The sequence below is a fragment of the Caballeronia arationis genome, assembly GCF_001544975.2.
GTDB lineage: Bacteria > Pseudomonadota > Gammaproteobacteria > Burkholderiales > Burkholderiaceae > Caballeronia > Caballeronia arationis.
The window spans coordinates 23,109-45,102 of the sequence record NZ_FCOG02000010.1; the positions used below are offsets into that span (position 1 = coordinate 23,109).

17 protein-coding genes are annotated in these 21,994 nt (G+C 65.6%); 8 read left to right on the forward strand and 9 right to left on the reverse strand.

Going from position 1 to position 21,994, the window contains the following annotated elements; all coding sequences use genetic code 11:
- Window positions 1–15: 15 nt before the first annotated feature.
- The 8 genes from AWB81_RS08125 to AWB81_RS08160 form a co-directional block, all read right to left on the reverse strand.
- Entirely contained in the window at window positions 16–885 is an 870-nt protein-coding gene (locus AWB81_RS08125) for an SDR family oxidoreductase (protein ID WP_062633998.1), read from the reverse strand.
- 36 nt (window positions 886–921) lie between these two features.
- Window positions 922–1,920 (reverse strand): NADP-dependent oxidoreductase, encoded by a 999-nt coding sequence (locus tag AWB81_RS08130; RefSeq protein WP_062634000.1) that lies wholly within the window; start codon window positions 1,918–1,920, stop codon window positions 922–924.
- A 114-nt stretch (window positions 1,921–2,034) separates the two neighbouring features.
- On the reverse strand, window positions 2,035–2,505 hold the full coding sequence (locus AWB81_RS08135) for a PaaI family thioesterase (RefSeq protein ID WP_062634002.1): 471 nt from the start codon (window positions 2,503–2,505) through the stop codon (window positions 2,035–2,037).
- 8 nt (window positions 2,506–2,513) lie between these two features.
- Window positions 2,514–2,816 carry a Dabb family protein gene (locus AWB81_RS08140; RefSeq protein WP_062634004.1) on the reverse strand — a complete coding sequence of 101 codons (303 nt, stop codon included), beginning with the start codon at window positions 2,814–2,816 and terminating at the stop codon, window positions 2,514–2,516.
- A 78-nt stretch (window positions 2,817–2,894) separates the two neighbouring features.
- Window positions 2,895–4,061: an acetyl-CoA C-acyltransferase gene (locus AWB81_RS08145; protein ID WP_062634006.1), complete on the reverse strand. Its 1,167-nt coding sequence runs from the start codon at window positions 4,059–4,061 to the stop codon at window positions 2,895–2,897.
- Between the two features lie 31 nt (window positions 4,062–4,092).
- Window positions 4,093–4,722: a bifunctional nicotinamidase/pyrazinamidase gene (gene pncA / locus AWB81_RS08150; protein WP_062634008.1), complete on the reverse strand. Its 630-nt coding sequence runs from the start codon at window positions 4,720–4,722 to the stop codon at window positions 4,093–4,095.
- Window positions 4,723–4,749: 27 nt separating this feature from the next.
- Entirely contained in the window at window positions 4,750–6,834 is a 2,085-nt protein-coding gene (locus AWB81_RS08155; RefSeq protein WP_062634201.1) for a 3-hydroxyacyl-CoA dehydrogenase NAD-binding domain-containing protein, read from the reverse strand.
- A 175-nt stretch (window positions 6,835–7,009) separates the two neighbouring features.
- The gene (locus AWB81_RS08160) at window positions 7,010–8,668 is read right to left on the reverse strand and encodes a 3-(methylthio)propionyl-CoA ligase (protein WP_062634010.1); all 1,659 of its coding nucleotides are present in this window, start codon (window positions 8,666–8,668) and stop codon (window positions 7,010–7,012) included.
- A gap of 118 nt (window positions 8,669–8,786) precedes the next feature.
- Here AWB81_RS08160 and AWB81_RS08165 point away from each other — a divergent pair, with 118 nt between their 5' ends.
- The 5 genes from AWB81_RS08165 to AWB81_RS08185 all read left to right on the forward strand — a co-directional run bounded on the left by AWB81_RS08165 (window position 8,787) and on the right by AWB81_RS08185 (window position 12,677).
- On the forward strand, window positions 8,787–10,358 hold the full coding sequence (locus AWB81_RS08165) for a protein adenylyltransferase SelO (protein ID WP_062634012.1): 1,572 nt from the start codon (window positions 8,787–8,789) through the stop codon (window positions 10,356–10,358).
- Between the two features lie 51 nt (window positions 10,359–10,409).
- Window positions 10,410–10,832, forward strand: a complete 423-nt coding sequence (msrB, locus tag AWB81_RS08170) for a peptide-methionine (R)-S-oxide reductase MsrB (protein WP_062634014.1) — start codon at window positions 10,410–10,412, stop codon at window positions 10,830–10,832.
- A gap of 121 nt (window positions 10,833–10,953) precedes the next feature.
- On the forward strand, window positions 10,954–11,490 hold the full coding sequence (locus AWB81_RS08175; RefSeq protein WP_062634015.1) for a septation protein A: 537 nt from the start codon (window positions 10,954–10,956) through the stop codon (window positions 11,488–11,490).
- Window positions 11,487–11,804, forward strand: coding sequence for a BolA family protein (locus AWB81_RS08180; RefSeq protein WP_062634017.1), 318 nt, complete (start codon window positions 11,487–11,489; stop codon window positions 11,802–11,804). Before AWB81_RS08175 ends, AWB81_RS08180 begins: the two co-directional genes overlap by 4 nt.
- Window positions 11,805–11,894: 90 nt before the next feature.
- Window positions 11,895–12,677: a peptidylprolyl isomerase gene (locus AWB81_RS08185; protein WP_062634019.1), complete on the forward strand. Its 783-nt coding sequence runs from the start codon at window positions 11,895–11,897 to the stop codon at window positions 12,675–12,677.
- Between the two features lie 72 nt (window positions 12,678–12,749).
- Here the strand turns inward: AWB81_RS08185 and purL are convergent, their stop codons facing one another.
- On the reverse strand, window positions 12,750–16,784 hold the full coding sequence (purL, locus tag AWB81_RS08190; RefSeq protein ID WP_062634021.1) for a phosphoribosylformylglycinamidine synthase: 4,035 nt from the start codon (window positions 16,782–16,784) through the stop codon (window positions 12,750–12,752).
- A 474-nt stretch (window positions 16,785–17,258) separates the two neighbouring features.
- Between purL and AWB81_RS08195 the strand changes: the two genes are divergently transcribed.
- The 3 genes from AWB81_RS08195 (at window position 17,259) to pgi (ending at window position 21,953) form a co-directional block, all read left to right on the forward strand.
- Complete coding sequence (locus AWB81_RS08195) at window positions 17,259–18,536, forward strand: FAD-dependent oxidoreductase (protein WP_062634023.1); 1,278 nt, start codon at window positions 17,259–17,261, stop codon at window positions 18,534–18,536.
- A 59-nt stretch (window positions 18,537–18,595) separates the two neighbouring features.
- Window positions 18,596–20,146, forward strand: coding sequence for a bifunctional ADP-dependent NAD(P)H-hydrate dehydratase/NAD(P)H-hydrate epimerase (locus AWB81_RS08200; protein ID WP_062634025.1), 1,551 nt, complete (start codon window positions 18,596–18,598; stop codon window positions 20,144–20,146).
- Between the two features lie 184 nt (window positions 20,147–20,330).
- Window positions 20,331–21,953 (forward strand): glucose-6-phosphate isomerase, encoded by a 1,623-nt coding sequence (pgi, locus tag AWB81_RS08205; RefSeq protein ID WP_062634027.1) that lies wholly within the window; start codon window positions 20,331–20,333, stop codon window positions 21,951–21,953.
- The last annotated feature ends 41 nt before the right edge of the window (window positions 21,954–21,994 follow it).

The following is a 21,994-nucleotide window of genomic DNA, read 5'->3' on the forward strand; positions in this document are numbered from 1 at the left end:
AAAACGCGTTCGGAGTCAGTTGCCCGCTTTCACGCCAGGCTTCAACGAAAGCGGATCGGTGGGATTGCGCAACTGCGCGATGTCGTCGAGGCGCAATTGCACCGACGCCATGATGATCGGATGCGTGATCACGTAGAAACGGCGCTCGCGGATGGCGTCGAACGTGATCTCGGCGACTTCCTGCGCCGAGAGCCGTCCGCCCTGCACCGCCTTCGTCAATTGCCTGCCGGCGAGTTTCTGCGACGCGGTCAACGGCGCGTCGTTGCGCAGGTCACCGGGACGCACGCGCTCGGCGTTCGCGATGCCGGTCGGCACGAACGCCGGACACAGCAGCGAGCAGTCGACCTGGCCGCCCGCGAGCCTCAGGTCGTGATAGAGCGTCTCCGTCATTCCGACGACCGCGTGCTTGGACGCGTTGTAGACGCCCATCGCGGGCGCCGCGAGCAGGCCCGCGACCGACGCCGTGTTGACGATATGCGCCGGCTCGTTCTGCGCGAGCATGACCGGCGTGAAGGCGCGCAACCCGTTCGCGACGCCCATCACGTTGACGCCGAACACCCATCGCCAGTCGTTCGCGCTGTTTTCCCAGACGAAGCCACCCGCGCCGACGCCCGCATTGTTGAAGAGCAGATGCACGGCGCCGAAGGTGTCGAGCGTGGTCTTGGCGAGGGCGTCGACCTGCGTGGCATCGGCGACGTCGGTCGGCACGCCGAGCGCCTCGGCGCCCGATGCGCTCAGCATCTCGACGGTTTCGGCGAGCGCGTTCGGGTCGATATCGGCAAGCACGAGCTTCATGCCGAGCGACGCGCCCTTGATCGCGAACTCGCGGCCGAAGCCGCTGCCGCCGCCGGTGATCACCGCGACCTTGCCTTCGAACTGATCCACGCTCGGTTCCTTTTTCGCTGTGACTGGGTCGGGAGGTCAGATCAGCTTCACGAGCTGCTTGCCGAAGTTGCGGCCCTTGAGCAGGCCGAGGAACGCTTCCGGCGCGTTTTCGAGGCCGAGCGCAATGCTCTCGCGATAATGCAGCTTTTTCTGCGCGACCAGCCCGCCGAGTTGCGCGAGCGCCTGCGGCCAGTCCTCCATATGCTCGCTCACGATGAAGCCCTGCAGTTTCAGCCGCTGCGTGAGGATGAGCGCGGGGCGCTTGAGCGGCAGCGGCGCGCCGTCGTAGCCCGCGATCATCCCGCACAAAGCGATGCGGCCGAACGCGTTCATGCGCAGGAGCACCGCGTCGAGCACTTCGCCGCCGACGTTCTCGAAGTAGCCGTCGATGCCGTTCGGCACGGCGGCCTTCAGGTCTTCGTGAAGCTTGCCGGCCTTGTAGTCCACGCAGGCGTCGAAGCCGAGCGATTCGACCACGTAGCGGCACTTGTCCTCGCCGCCCGCGATGCCGACCGCGCGGCAGCCCGCGGCCTTCGCCAGCTGCCCGACGACGCCGCCGACCGCGCCGCTCGCCGCGCTCACGACGACGGTTTCGCCCGCTTTCGGCTCGATGATCCGGTTGAGCCCGTACCAGCCTGTTACGCCCGGCATCCCGACCGGGCCGAGATAGGCCGAGAGTGGCACGTGGGTGTCGTCGACGACTTTCAGGTTCGTGCCGTCCGACGTGCCGTAGTCCTGCCAGCCGAACATGCCGACGACCTTGTCGCCCGCCTTGAACTTCGGATGTTTCGACTCGACCACTTCGCCCACCGTCCCGCCGATCATCACTTCGTTAAGCGGTTGCGGCGGCGCATACGACTTGGTGTCGTTCATGCGGCCGCGCATGTACGGATCGAGCGAGAGGTAGTGATTGCGCACGCGCACCTGGCCGTCGCCGAGCGGAGCGAGCGGCGTTTCGACGAGCCGGAAGTTGTCGGCGCGCGCCTCGCCTTCGGGGCGCGAGACCAGCAGGATTTGTCGGTTTTGCTCGGTCATGCGTGTCTCCTTTGTCGACCAGGGTTGGCCTCTCAGCGCTTACTCTAGTCCCTTGCAACAGGGTTGCTGACGTTATCGCGGCTCATCTTCGCAGCCCAAGCCGGGGACCGATCTTCAGGCATCGCTCGGACCGGGCTTCGCGGCGGGATCGGAGCGGAGCTTCTGTTTCACGATGTCGCGCCCGACGGCGAGCCGCTTCATGTATTTGAACGTGCCGAGCGCCTTCGCGACGAAGTGGCCTTCGCTGTCGCGGATTTCGCCTTCGCAATAGGCCATCGTGGTCGAGCGGTGCAGCACGCGGCCGAAAGCGCGCAGCTCGCCCCGGCCGGGCTGCATAAAATTGACTTTCATCTCGACGGTGACGACGCCGATGCCATCGCCCGCGAGACTGCGCGCGGCCATGGCGAGCGCGACGTCGGCGAGGGTCATCGTTACGCCGCCGTGAGCGATGCCCCACGTGTTCAGGTGGCCGCTCGCGAGCGGCATCGCGACTTCGCTCGCGCCGTCGGCGGCTTTGATGAGCTGGACGCCGAGGTTGTCTACAAAGGGACTCTCGATGACGGGGTCGCGCGGGTCTTGGGACATCGTTGCGCTCACACTTCGTAGTCGACGCACTGGCGCCCTTCGGTCACGGCGCCGACGAAATCCTTGATCGCGACGTGCTTCGGGTGCTTTTGATAGGAATCGAGGGCGGCGCTGTCGTCGAAGTCGGAGACGAGGACGACGTCGAAGGTCGAGCCCGGAAGACCGAGCCCGATGCCCACTTCGAAATGCCCCTGCCCCTGGACGATGCTGCGGCAGGTTTCCAGCGTGGCTTTCAGTTTTTGTGCGTTCTCGGCGCGATCGGCGCCTTCGGCGGTTGCCTTCAGTTTCCACATGACGATGTGACGCAGCATGGGCGGCTCCTTCGGGGAATTTGATCGAGGGCCCCAAGCGTATCAAATGCGGCAGCGACGCGCTTGGGCTCCCTCACTTCAAACGACCTCGAACAACCCTGCCGCCCCCTGGCCGCCCCCAATACACATCGTCACCACGACGAACTTCGCCCCGCGCCGTTTCCCTTCGATCAGCGCATGCCCGGTCAGCCTTGCGCCCGAAACCCCATACGGATGCCCGACCGCGATCGCACCGCCGTTCACATTGAGCCTGCCGTTCGGAATTCCGAGCGTGTCGCGGCAATACAGAACCTGCACGGCAAACGCCTCGTTCAGTTCCCACAGACCGATGTCCTCGACCTTGAGACCGGCGCGCTTGAGCAATTTGGGAACAGCAAACACCGGTCCGATTCCCATCTCATCCGGCTCGCACCCCGCCACCGCGAACCCGCGGAAAATCCCCAGCGGCTGCAGCCCTTCCCGCTCCGCAACCGACGCGTTCATCACGACGCAAGCTGAAGCGCCATCGGAAAACTGGCTCGCGTTGCCCGCCGTGACGACGCCGCCCGGCAGCGCAGTACGAATCTTCGATACCCCTTCAAGCGTTGTATCCGCCCGAATGCCCTCGTCCGCGGCGATCGTCACTTCCTTCGTGAAGAGTTGCCCCGAGGCCTTGTCGGCGACACCGGCCAGCACCGTCATCGGCACGATCTCGTCGTTGAAGCGACCCGCCGCCTGCGCCGCCGCCGCGCGCTGCTGAGACTGCACGCCGTATTCGTCCTGGCGATCCCTCGAAATCTCGTAGCGCTTCGCGACGTTTTCCGCTGTCTGCAGCATCGACCAGTAGATCGCCGGCTTGTGCTCCATCAGCCAGCCGTCGGTCAGCATGTGCTGGTTCATTTCGTTCTGCACGCACGAAATCGACTCGACCCCGCCCGCCACATAAACATCGCCCTCGCCCGCGATCACGCGCTGCGCCGCAAGAGCGATCGTCTGCAGGCCCGACGAGCAGAAGCGGTTCACCGTCATGCCGGGCACCGTGACCGGCAGGCCGGCGCGCAGCGCGATGTTCGCGCCCGTCGCGCCTTCGGGATTGGCGCAGCCCATGATCACGTCCTCGACGCGCGCCGGGTCGATCCCCGCGCGCTCGACTGCGGCCTTCGTCACATGGCCGCCGAGCGTCGCGCCGTGTGTCATGTTGAATGCGCCGCGCCAGGATTTGGCGAGGCCCGTGCGTGCTGTCGATACGATTACTGCGTCCGTCATGTTGTCTCCTGCAATTGATGTTCGGTGTATTTCAGCGCGCAAGCAAAGCGCTCGAATCGATGCGCCCGACGCCCGCGGCCGTCATGTCTTCCCAGGCTTTCGCGAGCGACCCGTTGAGGTCGATCGCGCGGCACGCGTCTTCGATCACGCTCACCGCGAAGCCCGCGCTGCGCGCATCGAGCGCAGACCACGCGACGCAATAGTCGGTCGCGAGTCCGCACAGATAGACGTGCGTGACGCCCACGTCGTGCAGATAGCCGGCGAGGCCCGTCGGTGTCCTGCGGTCGGCTTCGACGAATGCCGAGTAGCTGTCGACATCCGCGTGATGGCCCTTGCGGATCACGAGCCGCGCGTGCGGCACGTCGAGATCGCGATGCAGCGCGGCGCCTTCGGTGTCCTGCACGCAATGGGTCGGCCAGAGAACCTGTTCGCCGTAGGGGAGCGTCGTCATCTCGAAGGGCGCGCGGCCCGCGTGATTGGCCGCGAACGAAATGTGCCCGCGCGGATGCCAGTCCTGCGTCAGCACGACATGCGAAAACTCGCGGGCAAGGCGGTTCACGATGGGCACGATTTCATCGCCGCGCGCGACCGCGAGGGCACCGCCCGGCATGAAATCGTTCTGGACGTCGACTGCGAGCAGGACTTCGTCTGCGCCTTTCATCGCCGGCTCCGTGTTGGCTGTGAAAACTTAGCTGTTGAAACCCTTGCCCTGCGCGGCGAGTTCAGTCACGCGCTTCGCGGGCACCCAGGCGTCGCCGTTCGGCTGCGCGGCGTATTTGCGGATCGCGCGCTCGACGTTGTAGAGGCCGACCGTATCGGCGTACAGCATCGGGCCGCCGCGATAGAGCGGGAAGCCGTAGCCCGTGAGATAGACCATGTCAATATCCGACGCCTTCGACGCAATCCCCTCATCGAGAATCGTCGCGCCTTCGTTGACGAGCGCGAGCACGAGCCGCTCGACGATCTCGTCGTCGGAAATCTTGCGGCGCTCGATGCCCCGCTCCTTCGAATACGCAACGATCATCTCGTCGACGAGCTTCGACGGCAGGGCGTTGCGCTCGCCCGCCTTGTAGTCGTACCAGCCTGCGCCGGTCTTCTGGCCGAAGCGGACGGCCTCGCACAGGCGATCCGCGATGCGCGAATAGTGCAACTCCGGCTGCTCGCGATAGCGGCGCTTGCGGATCGCCCAGCCGATATCGTTGCCGGCGAGATCGCTCATGCGAAACGGTCCCATCGCAAAGCCGAATTTCTCGATCGCGCGATCGATCTGCGCGGGCAGCGCGCCTTCTTCGAGCATGAAGAGCGCCTGGCGGATGTACTGCTCGATCATCCGGTTGCCGATGAAACCGTCGCAGACGCCCGAGACCACCGCGGTCTTCCTGATCTTCTTCGCGAGCTGCATCACGGTGGCGAGCACGTCCTTCGCGGTCTTCTCGCCACGCACGACTTCGAGCAGCTTCATCACGTTGGCGGGACTGAAGAAATGCATGCCAACCACGTCTTCCGGACGCTTCGTGAAGGCGGCGATCTTGTCGACGTCGAGCGTCGAGGTGTTCGATGCGAGGATCGCGCCGCGCTTCCCGACTTCATCGAGCTTGCTGAACACCTGCTCCTTCACGCCGAGTTCCTCGAACACGGCTTCGACGATGAGATCGGCCTGCCCGAGGTCTTCATAAGCGAGCGTCGGTGTGATGAGCGCCATGCGCTGTTCGAGCTTCTCGGCCGTGAGCTTGCCCTTCTTCACCTGCGCTTCATAGTTCTTGCGGATGGTGGCGATGCCGCGGTCGAGCGCTTCCTGCTTCGTCTCCAAGAGCGTGACCGGCAGCCCCGCGTTGAGGAAGTTCATCGCGATGCCGCCGCCCATCGTTCCCGCACCGATCACGCCGACGCGATCGATCGCGCGCACGGGCGTGTTCGACGGCACATCGGGAATCTTGCTCGCCGCGCGTTCGCCGAAGAACGCATGTCGCAGCGCGCGGCTCTCGGGCGTCTGCACGAGCGCGAGAAAGCACTCGCGCTCGAAGGCGAGACCCTTGTCGAAGCCTTGCTTCACGCCCGCTTCGACGGCGTCGATGCACTTGTGCGGCGCCGGGAAATTCCTGGCGATGGCCGCGACGCTGTTGCGCGCGAACTGGATGAAGCCCTCGGCATTCGGATGCTCGATCTTGCGGTCGCGCACTTTCGGATGCGGGCCGCTGCGTGCGCCGGCTTCTTTCGCGAAGCGGATGGCTTCGTCGAGCAGATCGCCCGCGGCAATCGCATCGAAGAGCGCCGTGCCCGCGAGCTTTTCGGACATCACGGGCGTCCCCGACACGATCATGTTCAGCGCGGTTTCGAGGCCGACGGCGCGCGGCAGGCGTTGCGTGCCGCCTGCGCCCGGCAGGATGCCGAGCTTCACTTCGGGCAGCGCGATCTGCGCACCCGGCGCGGCCACGCGGTAATGGGCGCCGAGCGCCAGTTCGAGCCCGCCGCCCATCGCGACGCTGTGGATCGCCGCGACGACTGGCTTCGCGCTGCCCTCGACCGCCTGAATGACGGTGTGCAGCGTCGGTTCCTGGGTGGCTTTCGGCGTGTTGAATTCGGTGATGTCGGCCCCGCCGGAGAACGCGCGGCCGGCGCCGGTGATCACGATGGCCGACACCGCTGCATCGTCGCGCGCACGCTCGATGCCTTCGACGATCCCGAGCCGCGTCGAGTGTCCAAGGCCGTTGACGGGCGGGTTGTCGAGCGTGATGACGGCGATGCCGTCGCGGATGGTGTAGTCCACTGCCATTTCGTCTGCCTCCATTCGATACCGCCTGCGCTGACGCGAAGCGGTCACGGTGTCTCGGGATATTCTGAGTTACCGCGCCAGAATACACAAAAAAGAACGATCGTTCAATTTGTGATGGCAATCGAATGTCGGGGATTACCCGGTCCTGCCCGTCCCGGTGTCCGCGAAAGGGGCGTCAGGCGGGGTCTTCGGCGACGCTCGGCAGCACGTAATCGCGATACAGCTCGCGCAGACGGAGCTTCAGCAGCTTGCCCGTTGCGGTGTGCGGAAGTTCGTCGGCGAAGACGACGTCGTCGGGTACCCACCATTTCGCGACCTTGCCTTCGTAGAACCCGCGCAGTTCCTCGCGCGTCACCGTCGCGCCCGGACGCAGCACCGCCACGATGAGCGGCCGCTCCGTCCACTTCGGATGCGAGCACGCGATGCATGCCGCCTCCGCCACCTGCGGATGCGACACAGCGATGTTCTCCAGATCGATTGAGCTGATCCACTCGCCGCCCGACTTGATCACGTCCTTGCTGCGGTCGGTGATCTGCATGAAGCCGTCGGGATCGATGGTCGCGACGTCGCCGGTCGGGAACCAGCCGTCGACTAGCGGCGACTCGTCGCGGCGGAAGTAGCTGTCGATCACCCACGGTCCGCGCACGTGCAGGTCGCCGAACGAGCGGCCGTCCCACGGCAGTTCGCGGCCGTCGTCGCCGACGACTTTCATGTCGACGCCGAAGATCACGTGCCCCTGCTTCTCGCGCGACTTGCGCTGCTCTTCGGGCGGGCGCTGCTTCTGCCTGAAGTTCAGGCGCGCGAGCGTGCCGAGCGGCGACATCTCCGTCATCCCCCACGCGTGAATCACCTCGACGCCGTACTGGTCCTCGAATGCGCGCAGCATCGCGGGCGGACACGCCGAGCCGCCGATCACCGTGCGCCTGAGCGTCGAAAAGCGTACGTCCGCCTCCTTCATGTAATTGAGCAGGCCGAGCCAGACGGTCGGCACGCCGGCCGAGTAGGTGACGCCCTCGGCTTCCATCAGTTCGTAGAGCGACTTGCCGTCGAGGTCCTTGCCCGGAAACACGAGCTTCGCCCCGACGAGCGGCGCCGCGTGCGGAATGCCCCACGCGTTCACATGGAACATCGGCACGACGGGCAGGATCGCGTCGCCAGCGGAGGCGCCCATTGCATCGGGCAGCGACGCGCCGTACGCGTGCAGCACGGTCGAGCGATGCGAATAGAGCGCGCCCTTCGGATGGCCGGTCGTGCCCGATGTGTAGCAGAGGAACGAAGCCGTGCGCTCGTCGAAGACCGGCCATGCGTAGTCGCCGTCCTGCGCGGTCACGAGCGTCTCGTAGGAGAAGAGCGGCACTTCCATGTCGCCGAGATGCTCGCTGATGCACGACGCATCGCCGAGCGCGATCCAGCCTTTCACCTTCGGACATTGCGGCGCGACGATGTCGACGAGCGGCGCGAACGTCATGTCGAAAAAGACGTAGGCGTCTTCGGCGTGATCGATGATGAACGCGATCTGGTCGGGAAAGAGCCGCGGATTGATCGTGTGGCAGACGGCGCCCATGCCGGTCGTGCCGTAATAGCACTCGAGATGCCGGTAGCCGTTCCATGCGAGCGTGCCGATGCGCTCGCCGGGTTGCACGCCGAGCGCGATCAGCGCCTGCGCGAGTTGCTTCGCGCGCTTCTCGCAGCCGCGGTACGTGTAGCGGTGAATGTCTCCTTCGATACGGCGGGAGACGATTTCGGTATCGCCGAAATAGCGTGCGGCGTGAGACAACAGCGACGAAGCGAGCAGCGGTACATCCATCATCTGGCCGTAAAGCGGCGACGTCATGGGCTAGGTCCTCAGTGGTTCCGAATGGTCCGCGTCTTGTACTTTTGGCGCATTGGAGCGGCTTCTGCAGCGCCGCCTGCGCGGAATTACAATATCGTTTAACCCAGAGGCGCTCAACATGTCGTTTTCCCCAAGCAATGCCTTGCAAGCTGAACCAGGCGACGCTCTCTCGATGGACGAAGTCACCGCCGCCATCGATATCGACCGCCCCGATGCATTCGTCCAGCTGGGCACGCGGTTCCTGACCCGCCTCCCCGCCGCGCCCGTGCCCGATCCGTATCTTGTTGCCGTTTCCGCGGATGCGGCGCGGCAACTCGGCATCGACCCGGCGCTTGCGCACGAACCCGCGTTCGCCGAGTTTTTCGCCGGCAATCCCACTCGCGACTGGCCCGCGCAGAAGCTGCCTTATGCGACGGTCTATTCGGGCCATCAGTTCGGCGTGTGGGCAGGGCAACTCGGCGACGGCCGCGCGATCGGCCTCGGCGAAATCGAATCCGGAGGCAGGCGCTTCGAGCTGCAACTGAAGGGCGCGGGCCGCACGCCCTATTCGCGCATGGGCGACGGCCGCGCGGTGCTGCGTTCGTCGATCCGCGAATTTCTGTGTTCGGAAGCGATGCATCACCTCGGCATCCCGACGACGCGCGCGCTCACCGTGATCGGCTCGGACCTGCCGGTGCGCCGCGAAAGCATCGAGACGTCGGCAATCGTCACGCGTGTCTCGGAGAGCTTCGTGCGCTTCGGTCATTTCGAGCATTTCTATTCGAACGACCGCGTGGACGACCTGAAGGCGCTCGCCGATCACGTGATCGACCGCTTCTATCCGCAATGCTGCGAAGCCGACGATCCTTACCTCGCGCTGCTCGGCGAAGTCATGAACCGCACCGCCGACCTGATGGCAGACTGGCAGGCGGTCGGCTTCTGCCACGGCGTGATGAACACGGACAACATGTCGATCCTCGGCCTCACGATCGACTACGGCCCGTTCGGTTTCATCGACGGCTTCAACGCGCATCACGTCTGCAACCACTCTGACACGCAGGGCCGCTATGCGTACAGCCGCCAGCCGCAGGTCGGCTACTGGAATCTCTTTTGTCTTGCGCAGGCGCTCGTGCCGCTGTTCGGCCAGCAGTATCCCGAGGAAGGGCGCGCCGAACGCGTGATCGAAGACGCGCAGCGCGTGCTCGAAGGCTTCAAGACGCGTTTCGCGCCGGCGCTCGAAGCGCGCTTTCGCGCGAAGCTGGGCCTGACCGATCCGCGCGAGGGCGACGAGAAACTCGCGAACGCGCTGCTTGAAGTGATGCACGCTAACCGCGCCGACTTCACACTCACGTTCCGCAATCTCGCGAAGATGTCGAAGGCGGACGCGTCCAGCGATGCACCGGTGCGCGATCTCTTTGTGGACCGCGCGGCGTTCGATACATGGGCAGCCGACTACCGCAAGCGCCTCGCCGACGATTCGCGCAGTGACGAGGAACGCGCGGCCGCGATGAATCGCGTGAACCCGAAGTACGTGTTGCGCAACCACCTCGCCGAGCAGGCGATCCGTCAGGCGAAGGAGAAGGACTTCTCGGAAGTAGAGCGCCTCTTGCACGTGCTTTCCCGCCCGTTCGACGAGCAACCCGAATTCCACGCCTACGCGGGCCTGCCGCCCGACTGGGCGAGCGATCTGGAAGTGAGTTGTTCTTCCTGAAATCGCCCTTATCTAGATGAGCCGACCCAGGCCGACAACCAGAGGATTGATATGAACAGAGACGACATCACCCGCGAACCGGCGCACCCGCTGCAAAAGGACGACGACACCTATCGCCGGGAACTCTCCGGCATGCAATATCAGGTCACGCGTCACGCCGCGACCGAGCGGCCGTTCAGCGGCGAGTACTGGGATCACACCGAGCGGGGCATCTACGACTGCGTGTGCTGCGGCACGCAGCTCTTCGAATCGGATGCGAAGTTCGACGCCGGCTGCGGCTGGCCGAGCTACTTCAAGCCGATCAACGGCGAAGTGGTCGCGGAGAAGACGGACCGCTCGCACGGCATGCTGCGCATCGAGGTGCAGTGCAAGAACTGCGGCGCGCATCTGGGCCACGTGTTCGAAGACGGCCCGGCGCCGACCGGCCTGCGCTATTGCATCAACTCGGCTGCGCTACAATTCGAACCCAAGTAATTTCCGCAGCCGGTCGCACCTGTCGCCCCGGTTGATCTGCACGCGTCGTTCGCCACCGCCCTGAAAGCGGCACGCGAACGGCGCGTGCTCACATGCTCATGCTCTCCTCGTCCGAACGTCCATGAAATTTCTGTTCGATCTGTTCCCGATCATCCTTTTTTTCGTCGCATTCAAGATCTGGGGCATCTACACGGCAACCGCCGTGGCGATCGTCGCGACGCTCGTGCAGATCGCGTGGGTCGCGTTCCGTCATCGCAAGGTCGACGCGATGCTGTGGGTGAGCCTGGGTGTCGTCGTCGTGTTCGGCGGCGCGACGCTCGTGCTGCACAACGACACCTTCATCAAGTGGAAGCCGACGGCGCTCTACTGGCTTTTCGCGGTGGCGCTGATCGTCGCGCAGCTGGGGTTCAGGAAGAACCTGATCGAAGCGATGATGGGCAAGCAGATCGTGCTGCCGCATCGCGTGTGGGGGCAGCTGAACGTCGCGTGGGCGGTGTTCTTCGCGATTCTCGGCATCGTGAATCTGTTTGTCGCGTACAACTTCACGACCGATCAGTGGGTGAACTTCAAGCTCTTCGGCGCGACCGGCTGCCTTTTCGTATTCATCGTGCTGCAGAGCCTGTGGCTCGCGAAACACATGAAGGAGGACGAGCGATGACTCATCATCTTGGCGATTTCATGAGCGCATCGGCGGCGGACAAGATCGCGCATCTCGAAGCGCGCCTGAACGCGGCGCTTGAACCGACGTCGCTCCATATCGAGGACGACAGCGCAGCCCACGCCGGACATGCCGGCGCGGCGTCGGGGAGCCACTACACGGTGACGATCGTGTCGGCGCAGTTCGCGGGCAAGCCCCGCGTGGCGCGGCACCGGCTAGTGTATGATGCGCTGGCCGAGGAGATGCGGCGCGGCGTCCATGCGCTCGCGATCAAGGCGTACACGCCCGAAGAATTTGCAGAACAATTCGAATGATCTTCCCCGCCGTTGCAGGCGTTCCGTTGGCCTCCTATTTCATTCTTTAACCTGCCTCAACGGCATCTGTTGCCTCGTTAGGAACTTCCGATGACTTTGAAAAAACCCCGTATCTGGGTGTTGCTGGCTGCGTTCGCGGCGGTGCCCGCATTCGCGCAAAACATCGCCGTCGTGAACGGCACGCCGATCCCGACCGCGCGCGCCAATGCGCTCGTGAGCCAGCTCGTCCAGCAGGGTCAGAAGGACTCGCCGCAACTGCAGGCAGCCGTTCGCGAAGAGCTGATCAATCGCGAGATCCTGAGCCAGGAGGCTGCGCGCCGCGGTATCGCGACCCGTCCGGATGTGAAGGCGCAGCTCGCCGTCGCGCAACAAACCGTGGTGCTGCGCGCGCTGATCGAAGACTTCGTGAAGAACAACGCCCCGACCGACGCCGAAATCAAGGCGCGCTACGACGAGCTCGTGAAGCAGGCGGGCGGCGGCAAGGAACTGCATTTGCATCACATTCTCGTCGAGGACGAAGCGCAGGCGAAGGACCTGATCGCGAAGATCAAGGGCGGCGCGAGCTTCGAAGACCTCGCGAAGCAGTATTCGAAGGATCCGGGATCGGGCAAGAACGGCGGCGATCTCGACTGGTCGAGCCCGCAGGCTTATGTGCCTGAGTTCGGCGCGGCCGCGGAAAAGCTGAAAAAGGGTGAAGTGACGCCCGAGCCGGTGAAGACGCAATTCGGCTGGCACATCATTCGCCTCGACGATTCGCGCGATGTCCCGCCGCCGCCGCTGGAGCAGGTGAAGCCGCAGATCGCGCAGCAGATCCAGCAGGAGAAGCTGCAGGCGTTCGAGGAAGGCCTGAAGAAGAAGGCGGTGATCAAGTAAGCCCGCAGCGCTCATAAAAAAAAGCCACGAACTTCGTTCGTGGCTTTTTTTCTTTCTGCCAAACGCAGAGGATCAACCGATCCACCGTCGCGCGTTTTGGAACACGCGCAGCCACGGGCTGCCGTCGGTGGTCCAGTCCTCGGGCGTCCAGCTCATCTGCACGTTGCGATGCACGCGCTCCATGTGCGGCATCAGCACCGTGAAGCGGCCATCGGGCGTCGTCACCGACGTGATGCCTTCCGGCGACCCGTTCGGATTGAACGGATAGCGCTCCGTCGCGTTGCCGCGATGATCGACGAAACGCATCGCGACCAGCGCCTTCGACGCATCGCCTTGCTGCGAGAAGTCCGCGAAACCTTCGCCGTGGGCGACCGCCACCGGAATGCGCGAGCCTTCCATGCCGGCGAAGAAGATCGACGGCGAGCTTTGCACTTCCACGAGCGAGAAGCGCGCCTCGAACTGCTCCGACTTGTTACGCGTGAACTTCGGCCACGCATCGGCGCCGGGGATGATCGACGCCAGGCTGCTCATCATCTGGCAGCCGTTGCAGATGCCGAGCGCGAACGTATCGGTGCGGCCGAAGAACGCGGCGAACATGTCGGCGAGACGCGGATTGAAACGGATCGTCTTCGCCCAGCCTTCGCCCGCGCCGAGCACGTCGCCGTAAGAGAAGCCGCCGCATGCCACCGCACCCGCGAAGTCCGCGAGCGTCGCGCGTCCTTCGAGCAGGTCGCTCATGTGGACATCGTGCGCATCGAAACCCGCGCGATCGAACGCGTAGGCCGTCTCCAGATGCGAATTGACGCCCTGCTCGCGCAGGATCGCCACGCGCGGGCGCGCTGACTTGATGAACGGCGCCGCCACGTCCTGCGCCGGGTCGAAGCTCAGCACGGGTGTGATGCCCGGATCGCTCGCATCCGACAGCGCTTCATATTCCGCATCGGCGCAGGCGGGGTTGTCGCGCAGACGCGCGATGCGCCAGCTCACCTCGCTCCACGCACGATGCAACTCGACGCGCGACGCTTCATAGATCTTCTTCGCGTCGCGATAGATTTCGATGGTGTCACGCTCGTTCGGCTTGCCGATCACGTGCGAGCACGCCGACAAACCGTGTTCGCGCAATCCGACGAGCACCGCGTCGCGGTCGGCCGCGCGCACCTGCACGACCGCTCCGAGTTCTTCGGAGAAGAGCGCGCGGATCGTGCGATCGTCGCGGCGGCCGCTCGTCTGCTTGGCCCAGTCCTTCGCGTCGCCGTAGTCCGACTCGTGGTTCGCGTCGAGCGTCAGCATGTCGACGTTCAGCGACACGCCCACGTGCCCCGCGAACGCCATCTCGCAGACGGTCGCCCACAGGCCGCCGTCCGAGCGGTCGTGGTAGGCGAGCAGCTTGCCGTCGGCGTTGAGCGACTGGATCGCGGTGAAGAAGCGCTTGAGATCCTCTGCGTCATCGACGTCGGGCACCGTGTCGCCGACCTGCTGCGTCACCTGCGCAAAAATGCTGCCGCCGAGGCGATTGCGTCCGCGGCCGAGATCGATCGCGATCAGGACCGTGTCGGCGTCGCGACTCAGTTGCGGCGTCAACTGGCGGCGCACATCTTCGACCGGCGCGAACGCCGAGATGATCAGCGACACCGGCGACACCACTTCCTTCGCCGCGCCCGTCGCATCCTGCCACTTGGTGCGCATCGACAGCGAATCCTTGCCGACCGGAATGCTGATGCCGAGCGCCGGGCACAGTTCCATGCCGATGGCCTTCACGGTATCGAAGAGCGCGGCGTCTTCGCCCGCGCTTCCGCACGCCGCCATCCAGTTCGCGGAAAGCTTCAGCTTGTTGAGCGACTCGATCGGCGCGGCGGCGATGTTCGTCACCGCTTCGCCCACCGCCATGCGGCCCGACGCCGGCGCGTCGATCACGGCGAGCGGCGTGCGCTCGGCAATCGTCATCGCTTCGCCGCGAAAGCCCGCGTAGTCCATCGTCGTGATCGCGCAGTCGGCGACGGGCACCTGCCACGGACCGACCATCTGGTCGCGCGCGGTCGTACCGCCCACCGAGCGATCGCCGATGGTAATCAAAAACGACTTGCTCGCGACCGTCGGGTGCTTCAGCACGTCGACGGCAATTTCCGAGAACGTCACGCCCGTCACGTCGACCGGCTCGAACTTCGCCGCTTCGCGCTTCACGTCGCGATGCATCTTCGGCGGCTTGCCGAGGAGCACGTCCATCGGCATGTCGACGGGTTCCTGACCGTCGCTTTCGTCGTCGATCAGTTCCAGCTGGCGCTCTTCCGTCGCGACACCCACCACCGCGACCGGGCAGCGCTCGCGCTCGCAGATGGCTTCGAAGGCCGGCAGATCGGCCGGGGCGATCGCGAGAACGTATCGCTCCTGCGCCTCGTTCGACCAGATTTCGCGCGGCGACAGCCCCGTCTCTTCGAGTTGCACCTTGCGCAACTCAAAGCGCGCGCCCTTGCCCGCACCATCGACGAGTTCCGGGAACGCATTCGAAATGCCGCCCGCGCCGACGTCGTGAATCGACAGGATCGGATTCTTCTCGCCCTGCTGCCAGCACGCGTTGATCACTTCCTGCGCGCGGCGCTGGATTTCTGGATTGCCACGCTGGACCGAGTCGAAGTCGAGTTCGGCGGTGTTCGCGCCAGTCGCCATCGAGCTGGCCGCGCCGCCGCCCATGCCGATGCGCATGCCCGGACCGCCGATCTGAATCAGTAGCGTGCCCGCCGGCAGGTCCATCTTGTGCGTGTGCTGGTCGGAGATGTTGCCGATGCCGCCCGCGATCATGATCGGCTTGTGATAGCCGCGCACGCGGCCCGCCACGTTCTGCTCGTAGGTGCGGAAGTAGCCGCCGAGGTTCGGGCGGCCGAATTCGTTGTTGAAGGCGGCGGCGCCGATCGGCCCGTCGATCATGATCTGCAGCGGCGACGCGATGCGGTCCGGCCGGCCATACGGCTCGTTCGCGTCGACGGGATTGCGCTGCGGCACGGGCGTCGCGCTGTCGCGGGCGTTTTCCCACTTCTGGCGCGCGTCCGGAAGATCGAGGTTCGACACCGTGAAGCCCGCGAGTCCCGCTTTCGGACGCGCGCCGCGCCCGGTCGCGCCTTCGTCGCGGATTTCGCCGCCCGAGCCGGTCGCCGCGCCCGCGAACGGCGAGATCGCCGTCGGGTGATTGTGCGTTTCGACCTTCATCAGCGTATGCGTCAGTTCGACGTTGCGCTCATAGTGCTCGCTGCCGCCGCGCGGGAACCAGCGCTCGGCGATGCCGCCCGCCATGATCGCCGAGTTGTCCGAATACGCGACGATCGTGCCTTCGTGATTGAGCTTCTCGGTATTGCGGATCATCTGGAAGAGCGAGATGTCCTGCTTTTCGCCGTCGATGGTCCACTCGCCGTTGAAAATCTTGTGGCGACAGTGCTCGCTGTTCGCCTGCGCGAACATCATCAGTTCGACGTCGGTCGGATTGCGCTCTAGCGACTTGAACGCATCGACGAGATAGTCGATTTCGTCGTCCGCGAGCGCGAGGCCGAGTTCCAGGTTCGCCGCTTCCAGCGCGCCGCGACCGTGGCCGAGGATGTCGACGGTTTGCAGCGGCTTGGCCGGCAGTTCGTCGAAGAGATGCAGCGCGTGATCGCGCGAAGGCGCCACGTTTTCGGTCATGCGGTCGTGCAGCGCCGCCGCGACCTGCGCGCGCGCTTCGTCGGAGAGCGTTTTCTTGCCGCCGAGCAGGCCGCTTTTCAGGACCACCGTGTATTCGATCCCGCGCTCGATGCGCCGCACCTGCGTGAGACCGCAGTGATGCGCGATGTCGGTGGCCTTGCTCGCCCACGGCGAGACGGTGCCGAAGCGCGGCACGACCATGAACGTCGCGACGTTGCCGCGGTCCTTCTGATCCTCGAACGGTGCGCCGTAGTGCATCAGCGCGTGAATGCGGTTGGTGTCTTCGTCGGTGAGCGGCTCGGCCGAGTTCACGAAGTGCAGATACTGGCCGCGCACGCCGACGATATTCGGGTCGATGCGGGCAAGCGTTTCGAGGAGACGAGCCTGACGGAAATCGGAGAGGGCCGAAGCGCCGGGGAAACACGAGAAGTGGGCCATTGTGACGGTGCGTCGATGACGTCGATGGGCCGTTTTGTCCATTGCAGACGAAGCGGCGTGAGGCGAAGGGAAGACCCGGATTATAACCGGAAGTGTCTCGAAATCGGCCGGGCACCCCGCCGGGAGCGCCCGCCGATGCCGCTCGCCGGGCTTCGCCGCCGCGCCGCACGGTGTATCGAAATGAGCGCCGGGAGAAAAATTCGCGTATTTTTTTCGAATCCCGTGCAACGCCGGCCACCGCTGGTTCGCACGATTGCGGCAAGCGGCGCCGCCCGTGCGTGACGGCTGCCGAGGCGTCCCGGCGACCGTCGTTTGGCGCTATCATGGCGCGCTTTCCCCGGGCGGGCGGGCCTTTCGAACGTCGCCGGCCCGTCGATTTCACGGCATTGGCCGCGGCTCGCGTCCATTCGCAGGAAGCCGCGCACTACACGCCACACAACACGCAAGTCTCACGCCCTCGGGCGACAAAGAATCATGGATGTAATCGTCATCGGCGGCGGGATCGGCGGAATCGCCACCGCTTACCAGTTGCATGCGGCCGGGCACCGCGTATGCGTGATCGAGCGCCACGCGACCGTTGCACAGGGCGCGACCTACGGCCATGGCGGTCCCATGCTGCCGACGCCGCTCGACGTCTGGTTCGGCCCGACCTTCATGGGCTCCCGCAGCGCCGCGAAGACGGGCATCGTCTTCAGGCCGGGTTTCGACTCCGCCGCGCGCGATTTCGCGAAGAAACTCGCGCTCCTGCGCGAACCGGAGGCGTTCACCGCCCAGTACGCACGTCTCAGGCCTCTCGTCGAGTTGTCGCGGCGCGTGATCGGCGAGATCGAAGCGGCGTTTGGCCTCGATTGCGAGCAGCGTCGCGGCGTACTGCACGTGTTTCGCCGTCCGCGGGAGCTCGAACAGGCGGCCGCGGCCATCGATCTGCTCCGGCGCTTCGAGGTGCCGCATCGCGTGCTGAGTCCCGCCGAGTGCGCCGCCGCCGAGCCGTCCGTGCCGGAAGATCCGCCCTTCGCCGGCGGCGTCATGCTCGACGACGAGCGCACCGCAAACTGTCCGCTCTTCACGAAGCAACTGAAGCAGATCCTGGAAGAACGCGGCGTGCAGTTCCGGCTCGGCCGCGAGGTCGCGTCGATCCATCTCGACAACGGCGGTGTGGCCGTCGAACTGATGCCGATCGCCGGCGTGCAGTACGACCGCGTCACGGCCGACGCGATCGTCGTGGCGGCGGGCATCGGCACGCCGGCGCTCGTGTCGCGCGTGAACGGCAAACTGCCGCTCCATCCGCTGCGCCTGCACAGCCTCACCGCGCCGATCGCCTACGAGGAGCACGCGCCGCACATCACGATCGTCGATTCGGTCAAGCGCATCGCGATGACGCGCGTCAACCAGCGCCTGCGCGTCGCGGGCGCGGGAGTCCTGCAGAGCGAGGCGAAGACGCTCAAGCCGCTTGGCGCCGGACTCGCCGACCGCGTGTTCGCGCTCCTCGGGCAAGGCACGCATGACTGGGTGCCGGGCGCCGCGAAAGTGTCGGCGGCGCGGACGTGGGAAGGCTTGCGCCTGTTGTCGCCGGACGGGCTGCCGGTCGTCGGCGCGACGGGCCACGCACGGCTTTTCGTCAACGCCGCGCATGGCCCGGCGGGCTGGGGCCTCGCGTGCGGCTCTGCTAAAGTGGTCGCGGATCTCGTTTCCGGGCTCACCCCCGACATTCCCGCCGATACCCTCGCGGCGTTGCGCATCGACCGGTTCTGACCGCACGGCGATGCGGGGCGCGAGCGTCCGGCCGATGCCGCTCATCACGCCATTTCGCCATGACCTCGTCCCGATCGCCCTACCACACCCCGAACGACGACGCCCTCGCTCTCCTCACGCTCGACGAGCTGCGCTCGCTCGAAGCGCGCGCAGCCAGCGCGCTGCCCGCGCACACGCTGATGGCGCGCGCGGGCGCCGCCGCCGCGCAATTTCTCCTCGACTCCGACCAGCATTCGCCCGAGCGCCAGTCGCTGCCCGTGTGGATCGTCGCGGGCCCGGGTAACAACGGCGGCGATGCGCTCGTGCTCGCCGCCGAACTGCGAAAAGCGGGCGTGGCCGTCGAAGTGTGCATGCCTGTCGAAGTCAAGCCGGACGACGCCCGCTGGGCGCTCGATTCCGCGCGCGCGGCCGGCGTGCCGATCGCGAGCGGGCCGCCGGAGTCGCTCGCGGGCTATAGCTGGGTCGTCGACGGCATGTTCGGCATCGGGCTGGCGCGACCGCTCGACGGCGTGTTCGCCGAGATCGCGACGCGCCTCGCGCGCCGCTCGCGCGAGGACGGCGGCGTGCTCGCGCTCGATATCGCCAGCGGCCTGAACAGCGACACCGGCGAAGCGGTGAGCGGCGGCCCGGCCGTGCGCGCGACGCATACGATCAGCTTCATCGGCGCGAAGCCGGGGCATTACACGGCGCATGGCCGCGACCTGACGGGCAAGCTGTATGTCGCGACGCTCGACGTTGATCCGCCCGCGCAGCCGTCGATCGTGCTCAACGCGCCTTCGCTTTTCGCGACGCATCTGCCGCCGCGCGACTACGCGAGCAACAAGGGCACGTTCGGCACGCTTGCCGTGATTGGCGGCGATACCGGCATGTGCGGCGCGCCGATACTCGCCGCGCGCATGGCGCTCTACGGGGGTGCGGGCAAGGTCAACGTCGCGTTCCTGGGCGAGGGCGCCCCGCCCTACGACCCGCCTCATCCGGAACTGATGCTGCATCACGTCGACGGCTTCGCACTCGACAAGATGGACGCGCTCGCGATCGGCTGCGGAATGGGGTCGAACGATCGCGCGAAACGCGTGCTCGCCGACGTACTCGCGCTCGACGTGCCGAAGCTCCTCGACGCCGACGCGCTCAACCTGATTTCCCGCGACGACGCACTGGCCGCGCGCGTCGCCGCGTGTGGTGCGAAGGGTGATCCGTGCACCCTGACGCCGCATCCGCTTGAAGCGGCGCGCCTTCTCGGCCGCGACGTGAAGGACGTGCAGAGCGACCGCATCGCCGCCGCGCGGCAGCTTGCGGCGCGGTTTGCCGCCGTCGCCGTGCTGAAAGGCTCGGGCACCGTGATCGCGTCACCCGACGGACGCGTCGCGATCAATCCGACCGGCAACGCCGCGCTCGCGACGGGCGGCACGGGCGACGTGCTCGGCGGATTGATCGGAGCATTGCTCGCACAGCGGCTGCCCGCGTACGAAGCCGCGCTGGCGGGCGTCTATCTGCACGGTCTCGCGGCACAGGTGTTGACCGACGAGGGCGAAGGCCCGGCGGGCCTCACGGCCGGCGAACTCGCGCCCAAGGTCCGCAGCTTGTTGAACCGCCGCTTCTATTCGAGCTGAAACGGCAGGAATCGAGGCGAACGACGTTGCAAGCCATCGTTCATGCATCGTCGCTATACTCATCAGTGGACCGCGCACCTGCTTCGCGTCTCGCGGGCATTCGCACGGAACGTTCCCTTCAGCCATTGACGGCCATGAAGACACATCGAAGCAACTCAAGCCAACTCAAGCCAATCGGACCGCTATGACGCTCAATTCGCTCCCTGCCTGGTCGGCGCTCCAGTCCCATTACGACGAAATCTCCGGCGAGCGCCTGCGCGACTGGTTCGCGCCGCAAAACGACACCGCGCCGACGCGCGCCGAGCGCTTCACGTTCGACGGCGGCGGCCTCGCCATCGACTTCTCGAAGAACCGCATCACCGATGCGACGCTCAAGCTGCTCGTCGACCTGGCGCGGCAGGCGAAGGTCACCGAACGCCGCGACGCGATGTTCGCGGGCGACATCGTCAACATGACCGAGCATCGCGCGGCACTGCACACGGCGTTGCGTGCCACCGCCGACGACGCCCCGTTCCAGCAGCAGGTCCGTGCCGAGAAGGCGAAGATGGCCGCGTTCGCCGACAAGGTCCGCGACGGCTCGTGGACGGGCTATACCGGCAAGCGCATCCGGCACGTGGTGAACATCGGCATCGGCGGGTCGGACCTCGGGCCGAAGATGGTCGTGCATGCGCTGCATCATCTGGCCTCGCCGGAACTGGACACGCACTTCGTGTCGAATGTCGACGGCGCCGATCTCTACAACGTGCTGCAGACCATCGACGCCGAAGAGACGCTCGCGATCATCGTGTCGAAGACCTTCACGACGCTCGAAACGATGACCAACGCGCGCTCGATGCGCGACTGGTTCACGCAGCAAGGCTGCCCGGAAAATGCGTTGTCGAAGCACTTCGTCGGCGTGTCGGCGAATCCGGAGGAAGTGGTCAAGTTCGGGATCGCGAAAGAGAACGTGTTCGAGATGTGGGACTGGGTCGGCGGCCGCTATTCGCTGTGGTCGGCGGTCGGCCTGTCGATCATGATCGCGGTGGGTCCGAAGAACTTCGACGGACTGCTCGAAGGCGCGCACATGATGGACGAGCATTTTCGCACCGCGCCGCTCGAAAAGAACCTGCCCGTGCTGATGGGCATGATCGGCATCTGGTATCGCAACTTCTTCGGCTCGCAAAGCGACCTGGTCGCGCCGTATTCGGAAGCGCTGCATTTCCTGTCCGCGTATCTGCAGCAGCTGGAAATGGAGAGCAACGGCAAGTCGGCGCGGCTCGACGGCACGATGGTCGATTACCCCACTGCCGCCGTCATCTGGGGCGAGCCGGGCACGAACGGCCAGCACGCATTCTTCCAGATGCTGCACCAGGGGCCGACCATCATCCCGATCGACTTCATCGCGGTGCTGACGCCCGAACATCCGCTCGTCGATCATCACGCGAAGCTGCTCGCGAACTGCTTCGCGCAGAGCGAGGCGCTGATGCTCGGCCGTACGCTGGAAGAAGCGAAGAAGGTGGCAGGTCCCGGCAAGGAAGAACTCGCGACGCACCTTAGCTTCCCCGGCAATCGCCCGACCACGACCATCCTGCTCGATGCGCTCACGCCGCAGACGCTCGGCGCGCTGATCGCGCTTTACGAGCATAAGGTGCTCGTGCAGGCGTCGGTGTGGGACATCAATCCGTTCGACCAGTGGGGCGTCGAGCTGGGCAAGATTCTCGGCAAGGTCGTTGAGGCCGACATCACCGCGGCAAGCGCCGATCCCGCGAAGCACGATTCGTCGACATCGACGCTGATTGCTCGTGCGCGCAAGGCATTGAAACGCTGAGCGCTTCAAGGGGCGCCGTTTTCGTACAGGACGGCGCCCGT